14 protein-coding genes are annotated in these 12,001 nt (G+C 30.4%); 8 read left to right on the top strand and 6 right to left on the bottom strand.

Annotated features, from left to right (window positions below; translation table 11 throughout):
• Position 1 precedes the first annotated feature (1 nt).
• Together ABDZ69_RS06070 and ABDZ69_RS06075 are read left to right on the top strand one after the other, a co-directional pair.
• Positions 2-214, top strand: a complete 213-nt coding sequence (locus tag ABDZ69_RS06070; protein ID WP_343767753.1) for a heavy-metal-associated domain-containing protein — start codon at positions 2-4, stop codon at positions 212-214.
• A gap of 109 nt (positions 215-323) precedes the next feature.
• The gene (locus tag ABDZ69_RS06075) at positions 324-1,655 is read left to right on the top strand and encodes an FMN-binding glutamate synthase family protein (protein ID WP_343767755.1); all 1,332 of its coding nucleotides are present in this window, start codon (positions 324-326) and stop codon (positions 1,653-1,655) included.
• 84 nt (positions 1,656-1,739) lie between these two features.
• Here ABDZ69_RS06075 and ABDZ69_RS06080 read toward each other — a convergent pair whose 3' ends face one another.
• Positions 1,740-1,922: a hypothetical protein gene (locus ABDZ69_RS06080; protein ID WP_343767758.1), complete on the bottom strand. Its 183-nt coding sequence runs from the start codon at positions 1,920-1,922 to the stop codon at positions 1,740-1,742.
• Between the two features lie 14 nt (positions 1,923-1,936).
• Positions 1,937-2,116 (bottom strand): hypothetical protein, encoded by a 180-nt coding sequence (locus ABDZ69_RS06085; protein ID WP_343767761.1) that lies wholly within the window; start codon positions 2,114-2,116, stop codon positions 1,937-1,939.
• A gap of 184 nt (positions 2,117-2,300) precedes the next feature.
• On the opposite strand from ABDZ69_RS06085, the gene ABDZ69_RS06090 reads away from it, so the two are divergent.
• On the top strand, positions 2,301-3,005 hold the full coding sequence (locus ABDZ69_RS06090; protein WP_343767763.1) for a LiaF transmembrane domain-containing protein: 705 nt from the start codon (positions 2,301-2,303) through the stop codon (positions 3,003-3,005).
• 163 nt (positions 3,006-3,168) lie between these two features.
• Positions 3,169-4,836, top strand: a complete 1,668-nt coding sequence (locus ABDZ69_RS06095) for a Na/Pi cotransporter family protein (RefSeq protein ID WP_343767766.1) — start codon at positions 3,169-3,171, stop codon at positions 4,834-4,836.
• A gap of 20 nt (positions 4,837-4,856) precedes the next feature.
• On the opposite strand, the gene ABDZ69_RS06100 is transcribed toward ABDZ69_RS06095, so the two are convergent.
• Positions 4,857-5,138: a hypothetical protein gene (locus ABDZ69_RS06100; RefSeq protein ID WP_343767768.1), complete on the bottom strand. Its 282-nt coding sequence runs from the start codon at positions 5,136-5,138 to the stop codon at positions 4,857-4,859.
• 112 nt (positions 5,139-5,250) lie between these two features.
• The gene (locus ABDZ69_RS06105; RefSeq protein WP_343767770.1) at positions 5,251-6,624 is read right to left on the bottom strand and encodes an aldehyde dehydrogenase; all 1,374 of its coding nucleotides are present in this window, start codon (positions 6,622-6,624) and stop codon (positions 5,251-5,253) included.
• 63 nt (positions 6,625-6,687) lie between these two features.
• On the opposite strand from ABDZ69_RS06105, the gene ABDZ69_RS06110 reads away from it, so the two are divergent.
• Positions 6,688-7,113, top strand: a complete 426-nt coding sequence (locus tag ABDZ69_RS06110; RefSeq protein ID WP_343767772.1) for a GNAT family N-acetyltransferase — start codon at positions 6,688-6,690, stop codon at positions 7,111-7,113.
• A 117-nt stretch (positions 7,114-7,230) separates the two neighbouring features.
• Positions 7,231-7,764: a 50S ribosomal protein L25 gene (locus ABDZ69_RS06115; RefSeq protein WP_343767774.1), complete on the top strand. Its 534-nt coding sequence runs from the start codon at positions 7,231-7,233 to the stop codon at positions 7,762-7,764.
• 130 nt (positions 7,765-7,894) lie between these two features.
• On the opposite strand, the gene ABDZ69_RS06120 is transcribed toward ABDZ69_RS06115, so the two are convergent.
• Both ABDZ69_RS06120 and ABDZ69_RS06125 read right to left on the bottom strand, forming a co-directional pair.
• Complete coding sequence (locus ABDZ69_RS06120) at positions 7,895-8,863, bottom strand: P1 family peptidase (protein ID WP_343767776.1); 969 nt, start codon at positions 8,861-8,863, stop codon at positions 7,895-7,897.
• A 52-nt stretch (positions 8,864-8,915) separates the two neighbouring features.
• A complete protein-coding gene (locus tag ABDZ69_RS06125; protein WP_343767778.1) occupies positions 8,916-9,503 on the bottom strand; it encodes an ECF transporter S component in 588 nt (195 codons plus the stop codon).
• A 299-nt stretch (positions 9,504-9,802) separates the two neighbouring features.
• Here ABDZ69_RS06125 and ABDZ69_RS06130 point away from each other — a divergent pair, with 299 nt between their 5' ends.
• A complete protein-coding gene (locus ABDZ69_RS06130) occupies positions 9,803-11,422 on the top strand; it encodes a S41 family peptidase (RefSeq protein ID WP_343767780.1) in 1,620 nt (539 codons plus the stop codon).
• 108 nt (positions 11,423-11,530) lie between these two features.
• On the top strand, positions 11,531-11,857 hold the full coding sequence (locus ABDZ69_RS06135; protein ID WP_343767782.1) for a zinc ribbon domain-containing protein: 327 nt from the start codon (positions 11,531-11,533) through the stop codon (positions 11,855-11,857).
• The last annotated feature ends 144 nt before the right edge of the window (positions 11,858-12,001 follow it).

The raw sequence follows: 12,001 nt of genomic DNA on the forward strand, positions 1-12,001 counted from the left end.
TATGAAAAAGAAAATTTTAATCGAAGGAATGAGTTGTGGTCACTGTGTAAATCACGTTAAGGTAGCCCTAGAAGATATAGGGGGACAAAATATAGAAGTAGATTTAAAGGGAAAAACGGCAGAGGTAGACTTTGTTAATCACCCTAGTGATGAAGAAATAAAAGCTGCCATAGAAGATGCTGGTTATGATGTAGTAAAAATAGAAAACATGTAATAAAAAAACTGGTAAGAGAGATTTCTCTCTTACCAGTTTTTTTATTCATGAATAAATATTTTATTTTAACAAAAAATAACTCAGAAATTAATCAAGAGGAGAGATAGAAATGATAAAAGGCTTAGTAACAAGTATGGTAGATAACTTATCTGATGATTTAATGGTAAATATGCTTACAAAAGACTACCCAGAAAACTTTTTCGTAATGGCAACGGCAGCAGAAAAATTAAGTCTTGTAGCTATAGTAGAGGCCTGTATGAGGGGAGAAAGTGGCAAAGCTCTTCAACGAACCTATGGAAGTCCTAATGTACAATCTCAGTGGAAGAAGTTGTTTTTAAACCCTAGACAGTTATTTGAAATGCCCACGGAAAAATTAGAGGATATTAGCACTGAAGTCATTATAGGAAAGAGAGCTATAAAGCCTTTGAGAATATCTATGCCGGTAATGATAACAGGAATGTCTTATGGAGGTTCTTTGAGTGTAGAAGCAAAAATGGCTTTAGGAAAAGGAGCTGCAATAGCAGGAACAGCAACAAATACGGGAGAATCAAGCGTTTGTAGAGAGGAAAGAAGTTCAACTAATCTTTTAATAGGACAATATAATAGAGGAGGATGGCTTAGAAAACATGAAGATTTAGCACAGTTAGATGCTATAGAAATACAATTAGGACAGGGAGCATGGGGAGGAGCTGTGCCTACCAGTATTCCTTCAAATGAAATTGGGGATCATTTAAGAGAATGTTGGGGTCTGCGTGAAGGGGAAGATGCTAAAAAAGGAGCTAGAATGGAAGGAGTAGGGAATACTGAAGACTTAATAAATTTAGTTAAAAGCTTAAGAGATACTTATGGTGTTCCAGTAGGAATAAAAATAGCAGCTACTCATTTCTTAGAAAAAGAGCTAGATATTATAACACAAACAGAAGCAGACTTTATAACCATTGACGGTGCAGAAGGAGGAACTTCTAGTGCTCCTCCAACTCTAGAGGATGATATGGGATTACCAACCTTATTGGCTTTAAATAGAGCAGCAAAATATTTAGAGAATAAAGGGATTAAAGATAAATATGATTTAATAATTGCAGGAGGACTAAAAACTCCAGGAGAGTTTTTAAAGGCTATAGCTTTAGGGGCGAGGGCGGTATATATAGGTTCTATTGCTCTTATTGCAACGATACAAAGTCAAATAGTTAAGACATTAACGGATGAAACCACACCTCAACTAGTTATTTATGGAGGGAAGTTAACTAAAGATTTAGACGTAGAAAAAGGAGCTACCACCCTATCAAATTTCTTGATATCTTGTAAAGAAGAAATGAAATTATCACTATCTGCTATGGCAAAAACCGATGTAAGTCAGCTTACTAAAGAAGACCTTGTATGTGTAGATAGAGAATTAAGTGGAGTCCTTGGAGTGGGATTTGGAGGAGATGCGTGTAATTAATTAGTGGAACAAAAGGTAAGACAAAGAGGAGATATAAAAGAAATCCCTTCACGAGATTTCTTTTATATCTAAAAAACTAATTCATTAAAAGATTCCGTTTAAACTATCTTGTCTATTTACTTGAGCCCTTTTCATATTTTCTAATTTTTCATCATTTGACACGTCATCATCGAATACTAATTTATTTTTTAAACTAGTAATAGTTTCCTCAGTAGGATTTTCATTATGTCTAGCATTTTCTTTGTTTTCTGTTCCATGGGTATTCATAAAAATTCCCTCCTTTAATGTATCCCATTAAAATTGTCATGTTTGCCACATTTGCAGTTTTTAAAATTTTGAAAGCTATTTACTTCTATATTATTATTGGAGATTTCTTTTTCATTAAAATTAAAGGTGTTTTCCTTTGTAACATTTTGAAATTCTTTAAGGCTTTTTATATTTTTCATCTCATGTTTATTCATTGTCAGTCCTCCTTGATTAATTTATATATTATTATTTTCTCCTATAAAGAACATATAATCCTATAAAGATTATGGAATATAATATTACTAAAGTCATATAATTTAGTGACTTTTAATACTGCAAGAAGGATGTAGAGATGTATATAATATAAATATAGATATTTTTGAATTGGGAGTGAAGTAAATGAAAGGGAAAATGGCTTTAGGGATATTATTTATATTATTCGGTATAGTAACATTATTGCAGCAGCTAAATATAGTTTATTTTGGAAATATATTTTCCACTTGGTGGCCACTTATTATAATTGGCGTAGGTATTAATAAATTAATTAGCAAAAATGAATCTAAAACGTCAGGGACAATATTTTTAGTTGTAGGTATTTTTCTTCAGTTAAGAGTTTTAGATATTATTACAGTAAGTATATGGAAGTTTTTCTGGCCTATAATATTTATTTTAATTGGTTTTAATATACTTTTTCCAAAGAGTGAACTTGATAAGGGACATTATTCAAACTCAGTAAATGATGATGTGGTAGATTATGTAAATATATTTTCGGGGTTGGAAAATAAAAATTTATCTAAAAACTTTAAAGGTGGAAGTATTATAGCAATCTTTGGAGGAGCTTCTTTAGATTTAAGAGGATCAGAATTGGCTGCAGAAGGAGCCATAATTGATGCAACAGCAGCTTTTGGTGGAATTGACATAATAGTGCCAACACATTGGAAAGTAATAGTTACAGGAGTTCCGATTTTTGGTGGATGGAGCAATAAAACACAAAGTGAACAATTAGGAAATAATGATGATTTTATTTCCGTACAACCTGTATTAAGAGTTAAATGTGTTGCAGCTTTTGGCGGAATAGATATTAAAAATTATAGTAACAATTAAATTGAGGATAAATTTAGAAAAGTTGGTTAATATATAATAGATATTAACCAACTTTTTCAATGTTAAATCTATGTTAATTAAGGTTAAAAAAACTTTATTTTTATTTTAAATAATGTATTATTTATTATGTAGAAATTTATATTATTTTGGAAGGAGTTAACGAATGAATACTTCGCAAATGTTAATAGGTCTTTTTGGAGGGCTAGGTTTATTTCTTTATGGAATGAAGCTTATGGGAGATGGCCTTGAAAATGCAGCTGGGGATAGATTAAAAGGATTTTTCGAAAAGGTTGTTTCTAATCCCTATAAAGGAATATTAATAGGAACTATCGTAACTGCAATAATACAAAGTAGTAGTGCTACTACAGTAATGGTAATAGGTTTTGTTAATGCGGGGCTTATGAACTTATACCAAGCTGCTGGAGTTATTATGGGGGCAAATATTGGTACTACCGTTACTGGACAACTAGTAGCCCTGGATCTTGCAGCAATTGCTCCTGTTTTTGTAGGTATAGGAGCTTTGATTGTTTTATTTTCTAAAGGGGATAAAAGAAGAGAAATTGGAAATATAATCTTAGGATTTGGTATTTTGTTCATAGGCATGCAATCAATGTCAGGTGCTATGAAACCACTTGCTAAATCAGAGGGCTTCGTAAGTTTAATTGCTACTTTATCATTTAATCCAATATTAGGAGTTTTAGTAGGCTTAGTTCTTACAGCTATAATTCAAAGTTCATCAGCAACAATGGCTATACTTATAACTTTAGCAAATACTGGATTAATACCACTGGTTGTTGCTTTACCTGTTTTATTTGGTAATAACATAGGAACTTGTGCAACTGCATTATTATCAAGTATTGGTACTAATAAAAATGCTAGAAAAGCAGCTCTTATACATATGATTTTTAATTTAGTTGGTACCGTAATTTTCTTAATAATATTAAAGCCTGTATCAAATTTAATATTAACAATAAGTCCAAGCGATGTTGGTAAGCAGATAGCTAACGCTCACACTTTATTTAATGTTACAAATGTTATAATTCAAGCACCATTTATTAAATATTTAGTTGCTCTTGTTAATAAATTAATACCAAGTGATATAGAAGAGGAAAATCCAGCTATATTATATTTGGATGACAGATTGCTAGAAACCCCTGTAATTGCAGTAGGACAGTGTAGTAAAGAAATTGGTAGAATGGGTGAAAAAGCAAGAGAAATATTAGTTTTAGCAGTTGAGTCAATTGAAACAGGAGATGAAAATTTAATTAAGAAAGTTGGGGAAGGCGAAGATCTAGTAGATTTACTTGAAGAAGAGATAACAAAATTTCTTGTTAAGCTTTCAAATACCGAGCTTTCAAAGCAACAGGTAGATAAGGTAACCTCCATGTTCCATGTAGTTAACGATATAGAAAGAATTGGAGATCATGCTAAAAATATTGCAAACTTATCTACAGAAAAGATTGCAAAAAAATTAACCTTTTCAGAGGAAGCTCAAACTGAGCTAAATGAAATGTATAAATATACTCTTAAAGCATTGGATACATCTATAGAAAGCTTTGAGAAAAATGATGTAAAATTAGCTAGTACTGTAATAGATATTGAAGATAAAATAGATGCATTCCAAGAGAAACTAAGAGATAATGATATCAAGAGATTGAATACATCTAGATGTGAGGCAAGAGTAAGTGCTATTTATTTAGATATAATATCAAATTTTGAGAGAGTAGGAGATCATTCATTAAACGTTGCAGAAGCAGTTATAAGAGTAAATAAATTGTTTGTTAGTGAAGCAGCGGCAACGCAAGTAAAAAATATTAAAGATAATGAATAAAAGGATGCTTTAGCATCCTTTTATTCATTATTTTTGTCTTCAGTTTCTATTTCCATAGTAGAAGTTTCATCGTCTAATTTAATTTCAAAGTTTGAATTCATATCTTCTTCGTTAAAAGATTCGTGATCACAAGCACATGGGATATTATCTTCAAATTCTTCTATTTCAATTACGCCTTCTCCTTCAGACATGTCATACTGTTCTTTTTTACGTTGATTATATTTTTTGTATATGAATGTTCCTACGCCAACAGCAGCTGTTGTTAAGGCCGCTTTTAATAAAAAATCATTTCTTCTTTTCATAATTTAAACTACCTCCTTAGTATTTTTAAGTTTTGATTAAAGTATTAATTAAATTATTCTTTATATTTTACCATTATGTGATATTTTTTACAATGAAAAAACAATAGTTGATTTAATATTCTATGAATTTTCTTATGTTTTTCGCAGGTAAATTATAAGGTGGATATTTAATTTTTAAATCTAAAAGAAAGCTTCTTTTCATCACAGACTTATGGTGAGTAAAGGTTTCGTAACTCCATTTTCCATGATATTTTCCCATACCACTAGTTCCAACTCCTCCAAAAGGAAGATAATGAGTGTTAATTTGGGATAGGGTTTCGTTAATACAAACACTACCTGAAGAAGTTTCTTTTATAATTTTACTTATGTTATTTTCATTTTTAGAAAAATAATATAAAGCTAATGGTTTAGGTCTGTTATTAATAAAATATATAATTTCATTTAAATTAGAAAACTGAAGTATAGGTAGTATAGGGCCAAATATTTCTTCACTCATTAAGGGAGAATTTGTTTTTGTTCCTACTATTAGTGTAGGCGATATATATAAATTCTCTTTACTTGTTTCCCCACCATAAATTATATTTCCATCTTTAAAATATGAAGTTAGTCTATCAAAATGTTTATCATTTATTATTCTTCCATAATGAGAACTATTTATTGCATTTTCTCCATAGAAGTTTTTAATATATTTGATAAGAAGTGGAATAAATTTTTTAACGATGTCTTTATGTATAAATAGATAATCTGGAGCAATGCAGGTTTGCCCTGTATTGAAAAATTTACCCCAAACAATACGCTTAGCTGATACTAGTAAATCTGAATCCTTATCTACTATGCAAGGACTTTTCCCACCAAGTTCAAGAGTTAAAGGTGTAAGATTTTTACTAGCAGCTTCCATTACTACCTTTCCTACATTAACACTACCAGTAAAAAAGATATAATCCCACTTTAAGGATAAAAGGGAAGTGGTTTCTTCAATTCCTCCTTCTGCTGAATAAATATAGCATGGGTTAAAATTTTTGTTAATTATATTTGTTATTAATGCAGATATATTAGGAGAAAGCTCAGAAGGCTTAACAACAACGCAATTGCCGGCTGCAATAGCACCTATAATAGGACTGAATATTAAATGAAAGGGATAATTCCAAGGACCTATAACTAGCACAGAGCCGTAGGGTTCTTTTACTATGTAACTTTTTCCGGGAAGGCTTGTGATTGGAGTTTTTACTTTATTATCCTTGCACCATGTTCTTAAATTATTTATAATATAATTTAATTCAGATATAACAAAACTAATTTCACTAACATAGCTTTCAAATTCACACTTTCCCAAATCTTTCATAAGTGCGTTGCAAATATTACTTTCGTTCTTTTCTATTAAATATTTTAATTTTCTTAATTGGTTTATTCTAAAATCTATAGAGTATGTAGCTCTAGTTAAAAAGTACTTTTTTTGGTTATTTATAATTTTTTTATAGTCAATCATAGTATTCACCTCTTAATATAAAATATATCACAATTATTTAGTATTTCAAATAAGGAGGAATTTATGTTTAAATTTATATGGTTAGAAGGTAATGATGATTTAAAAGATGCTTATGAAATAAGAAATCAAGTTTTTGTAATAGAACAAAATGTACCAAAGGAAATAGAAAAGGATAGTAAGGATAAAATATCGAAGCATATAGTTATATATGAAGAAAATTTTCCTATAGCTACAGGAAGAATTGTAGTTGAAAATAGTAGCTGTTCTTTTGGAAGAATATCTATAATTAAAAAATATAGAGGAAAGGGAATAGGGTTATACTTAGTAGAAAATATGATAAAAGAAGCTACTAAGATAGGAATAAAAGAAATTTATATCCATGCTCAAAAATACGCTGAAGAATTTTATAAAAAACTTAATTTTAAATCCTTTGGCGAAGTTTTTTATGAAGGTGGCATAGAACATATAAACATGGTATTAAAACTATGAACCTTGTGTAAACTCCTTGTAAACAATACCCTAAAAGTGCATAAATATTCCAGATGTATGCTATACTTAAATTTAACTGCAATACAAAAATATTATAATTACTGAGGAGGTTTTACAATGGAAGGGATATTAAATGCACAAGTAAGAATGGAGAAGCCAAAAGTATCCAGAAGGGAAGGGTTTATACCGGGAGTTATATATGGAAAGGATTTGGAGAATATTTTTGTTAAATTCGAAAAGACCAAATTAATAGGTTTGCTTAAAGAAAAGGGAGAAAAATCAAGAATATCCTTTTTATTAAATAATAAAAAGCAGGAAGGCATTATAAAGGATGTAGCTAGAGATGATTCTACAAATGAAATAATACATATAGATATTCAAGCTGTAAAGGGAACGGAAGTTGTTAAATGGACGGTGCCTGTGAACTTCACTGGAAAAGAGTTATTAAATGGAAGAGGACTTTATCTTCAAGTTTATTCAAATGAAATTGAAGTAGAAGGTGAAAGTTCATTAATTCCAAACAGTGTTGAAATAGAAGTAAGTAAGATGGAATTTGGACAGGAAATTAAAATTAAAGATTTAAAGCTAACAGGGGAAATTAGAATATTAAAAGATTTAGACACGGTTATAGGTGTGATAGCTAATTCTTAGTTTTTTAGTTAATAGTTTTTTAGTGAATAGTTATGGTAGGGATTTTGAGTGTTCTCAAAATCCCTTTAAATTAAAAGAATTCTGTATAAACAGAATTCCCTCATAAACTAAAAAACTAAAAAACTATTAACTATTTATCTAAATTAAGGTCTTCATAGGCCATAATACCATAGCGTGAAGATGCATTTTTTACTGCATTTATAACGGCTTTTTCAACAACTCTGGCAGCTAGCATTCCAATAAGATTTATATCAGCTTCTACTTTGCCTGTAGCCATGGTGAAAATTGTATCTCCATCAAACATTGTATGAGCGGGTCGCATGGTTCTACCGTAGCCATTGTGTGCCATGGATGCAATTTTATTAGCTTGAGATTTTGACAAAGTTCCATTAGTAACTACTACTCCAATGGTTGTATTGCCTTGAAAAACATTGTTGTATTTATGGTAATTATCAATCATCCAACTCTCGGTGTCTACAAATTTACCATCCATAAATGCACCAGCAAGGATTTCGCCTGTACTTGGGTCTATTACATCTCCTAAGCAGTTTACTGCAATAAGAGCTCCAACCTTAAGCTCACCTACTTGAAGACAATAACTCCCTAGTCCACCCTTCATTGAATATTCAGGCCCTAGCATTTTCCCAACAGTAGCACCGGTACCAGCGCCAATGTTACCTTGTAGGTTTTCTTTATTTTCTTCTGAATTAAGGGCGGCTTCATAGCCCATATTTTTATCTGGCCTAATTTGACTATTGCCTACTGTTAAATCAAAAAGTACTGCTGAACAAACTATTGGAACTTTAGTTACACCTACATCGAAGCCCACCCCTTGATCTTCCAAGTATTTCATAACTCCACTGGCTGAGTCTAAACCAAAGGCACTCCCGCCAGATAATACTACAGCGTGGATTTTTTCAATCATATTTACTGGATTTAAAAGGTCTGTTTCACGAGTGCCAGGGGCACCTCCACGAACATCTACGCCACCTGTAGCACCTTCAGTGCAGATTATGGCAGAACATCCCGTTCCACTTTCGTAGTTTTGTGCATGACCAAGACATATTCCCTCTATATCAAACAAACTTATCTCTCTCATGTTAATATCTCCTTTTACAAAAATCTCCTGACTTAAAGCCAGGAGATTATAATTACTTTCTAGTTTTTCTAACTGCCATAACCACTGGAATAGTGATTAAAACTGATAATATAGCTTCAGGAATTCCATTTGTAAAAGCTACAGCAATTATGCCTTTTCTAGCAGCAGATACACTAATATTGTACACTGCAGCATATTTTTCAATATAAATTAAGTAAATAAGCCCTAATACACCAAAGGTATTAGTCAAGGAACCTATTGCAGCCCCTATTGCCATTTTTAATGTACCAAATTTTGATGATAGTGCTGAATAGCAATAGTAAGCAGTAAGTCCTATAATAACCCTAGGAACTACTGAAACTAGTGGATTCATAAACACAAAGGATAGTGGCATTGGATTTGCAATAGCATTAATTACGCTAAATAAGCCAAAGATTAATCCTATCATAGCTCCAACCAAAGGTCCTTCTAGAATAGCTCCAATAATTACAGGTACATGCATTATAGTAGCTTTCACCGGTGGAATAGGGATAAAACCTAAACCAGATACTCCAAGAAAAATTGAGATTGCTGACAACATACCAATAACGGCAATTTGTCTTGTGTTAAGACTGATTGATGATTTTAACTTTTTTTCCATTTAATTACCTCCGTTCTTATTCCCTTTAGGGATATAATTCGGAAATTTCTTATTAAACTTATAGTGTTCAGTTTCATAAGAATACCGACAAAGACATTCTATCACGTTTTTCTATAAAGTTAAATAGAGTCGTTAAAATTTTATCAATAAAGAGTATTCTCAATATTTCTATAATATCTCATGAAAACTTATTTTGATAAATGGAGAATGTTGTATTGTGTTGAAAATACAAAAATTAGTTTCATATTTTTTAAAAGTTGACTTATAATAGTAATAATAGAAAGGCAGGAGATATTTAGATGAAATACTTAAAGAAAAAGTGGTTTAAAAGTGGATTACTTGCATTTGTTTTTTTGTTTAATTTATTGTTTTTAAGTGATACTTCTTATGCATATAGCGATAATGAACAAAGTTTATGGGAAGTAAAGTATTTAATACAAAATAACTCTATTTATAATCTTTCGGAAGAAGGAATAAATTCTCAGGATATAAGTGAAGTTATTAAAAATTTAAAAGATCCTTATAGTGAGTATTACACAAAAGAAGAATTTAATGAATTTGTAAGAGCTATAAATCAAAATTTTTATGGAATAGGCATTTATAATGAGTTGGTAACAGAAGGAATAAAGATAAATTCCTTCCTTAAAGGTTCTTCTGCAGAAGAGGCAGGGTTAAAAGTTGGAGATATAATTACAAGTGTAGATGGCAAGGGGATTAAAGGGTTAACCGCATCAGAAGCTGTAAAGTATATTAAAGGTGGAAAAGGTACCTTTGTTAATTTATCCGTGAAAAGAGGAGAGCAAGTATTAAATTTTTCTGTGGAGAGAAGAGAAATAAACATACCTACCATAGAAGGAGAATTATTAGATAATAAAGTCGCATATATTATAATTTCATCCTTTGGAGAAGATACTCCTAGTCTTTTGAAGGAAAAATTGATTGATATGAATAAAAAGGGTGCTGAAAAGTACATCATAGACTTGAGAAATAATACAGGGGGCTATACAAATTCAGCATATGACATATTAGGCTATTTCATAGAAGATAATATTGCAACAGTAATGAAAGACAAGGATAAAAATGAATACAAATATAAAGCCTTTAAACATGATTATGTAATTAATAAAGATATTATTTTATTAGTAAATGAATATACGGCTTCTGCATCGGAAATACTTTCTGCTGCACTAAGAGATTATAATAAGGCATTGATAGTTGGAATCAAAACTTATGGAAAAGGGGTACAGCAAACCATATTTTCTTTAAGCAATGGAGATGTATTAAAATTAACTACTCATAGTTTTTATTCTCCTCTAGGAAAAGAGATAAACAATGTAGGCATAATGCCCAACGTTAATACAAATAAAATAGATCCCTTAAAGGTGGCTAAGTTATTATTTTCAGGAAATAAGTCTATTGATAATAAGAAGTTACTAAAATTACTTCAAAATAATAAAGAGTATTATATAGACTTAGAAAAAGGAAGAAGTAAAGAATATTGGGATGCTTTAAAATACATTGTAAATACATCTACAGAAGGAAGTTTGTTTTTAGGAAAGGGAATTAACTGGACTAAGCTAACAGAAGAAGATATTAAGGAGAATTTCAATGTTTACTTTAATGACTATACGAAGATGCCTAAATTAGTAAAATCTAAGGAAAAAGCAGTGTTTAAAATAAAACTAAATAAAAATGTAGATATTAACACTGTAGGAGCGAATTCAATAAAGTTGATTCAAGAAGAAACCTTTGAAGAAGTAAAAATAAATTATGACGTAGAAAACAAAGATGAAATAATATTATATCCTGTAGAAGCAGCTAAACTTCAGGGAGATTATTTCTTAATAATAGAAGGATTGAAGGGAGAAGAAGGTGGGAAACTTAAAAATAAAGTTGCTCTACCTGTACACTTTGAATAATTCATATAAATAGAGTAAAAAGTTTATAAATCTTTAATAAAATTATTAGAAAAAATATGATAATATATATATAATGACTTTAATTACTTCAGGGAGGTAATTATTTATATGAATTATTATAGAAATGTATTTAATAATGATAAAACTATTAGATTTCTTTTGATATTTGGTTTAGTTTTGTCCATTTCAAAAGGAACAAGAGTTTTAGGGTTGGCTTTAATAATTTATGCAGTAGGCAGAAGAGGCACCTATATTAATATAAAAAGTGAAATAGAGCAAACAATAAGAAGAATTAAAAATAAGCTAGGAGAGAGAAAGAACTTTTTGATAACTAGATGCCCCAATTGCTCTCAAAAGGTAAGGTTACCTAGAAGAAAGGGCAATATATTAGTAACTTGCCCAAGGTGCGGATATAAATTTAAATTAAAAACATAATTTATAAAAAAGGAATCTTTGTTATAAGCAAGGATTCCTTTTTTATATGGTATTAATTGTGCATATCAGTATTGATGTATCCATATGAATAGTGATATAATTTTTACATAGTGTGGAATAATATATAAATATTACGAATTTAGG

Source organism: Clostridium malenominatum, assembly GCF_039521365.1.
Lineage (GTDB): Bacteria > Bacillota > Clostridia > Clostridiales > Clostridiaceae > Clostridium_AW > Clostridium_AW malenominatum.

Coding starts and splice junctions, on each gene's coding strand:
- ABDZ69_RS06070 (WP_343767753.1), top strand. CDS start 2: ATGAAAAAGAAAATTTTAATCGAAGGAATGAGTTGTGGTCACTGTGTA.
- ABDZ69_RS06075 (WP_343767755.1), top strand. CDS start 324: ATGATAAAAGGCTTAGTAACAAGTATGGTAGATAACTTATCTGATGAT.
- ABDZ69_RS06080 (WP_343767758.1), bottom strand. CDS start 1,922: ATGAATACCCATGGAACAGAAAACAAAGAAAATGCTAGACATAATGAA.
- ABDZ69_RS06085 (WP_343767761.1), bottom strand. CDS start 2,116: ATGAATAAACATGAGATGAAAAATATAAAAAGCCTTAAAGAATTTCAA.
- ABDZ69_RS06090 (WP_343767763.1), top strand. CDS start 2,301: ATGAAAGGGAAAATGGCTTTAGGGATATTATTTATATTATTCGGTATA.
- ABDZ69_RS06095 (WP_343767766.1), top strand. CDS start 3,169: ATGAATACTTCGCAAATGTTAATAGGTCTTTTTGGAGGGCTAGGTTTA.
- ABDZ69_RS06100 (WP_343767768.1), bottom strand. CDS start 5,138: ATGAAAAGAAGAAATGATTTTTTATTAAAAGCGGCCTTAACAACAGCT.
- ABDZ69_RS06105 (WP_343767770.1), bottom strand. CDS start 6,624: ATGATTGACTATAAAAAAATTATAAATAACCAAAAAAAGTACTTTTTA.
- ABDZ69_RS06110 (WP_343767772.1), top strand. CDS start 6,688: ATGTTTAAATTTATATGGTTAGAAGGTAATGATGATTTAAAAGATGCT.
- ABDZ69_RS06115 (WP_343767774.1), top strand. CDS start 7,231: ATGGAAGGGATATTAAATGCACAAGTAAGAATGGAGAAGCCAAAAGTA.
- ABDZ69_RS06120 (WP_343767776.1), bottom strand. CDS start 8,863: ATGAGAGAGATAAGTTTGTTTGATATAGAGGGAATATGTCTTGGTCAT.
- ABDZ69_RS06125 (WP_343767778.1), bottom strand. CDS start 9,503: ATGGAAAAAAAGTTAAAATCATCAATCAGTCTTAACACAAGACAAATT.
- ABDZ69_RS06130 (WP_343767780.1), top strand. CDS start 9,803: ATGAAATACTTAAAGAAAAAGTGGTTTAAAAGTGGATTACTTGCATTT.
- ABDZ69_RS06135 (WP_343767782.1), top strand. CDS start 11,531: ATGAATTATTATAGAAATGTATTTAATAATGATAAAACTATTAGATTT.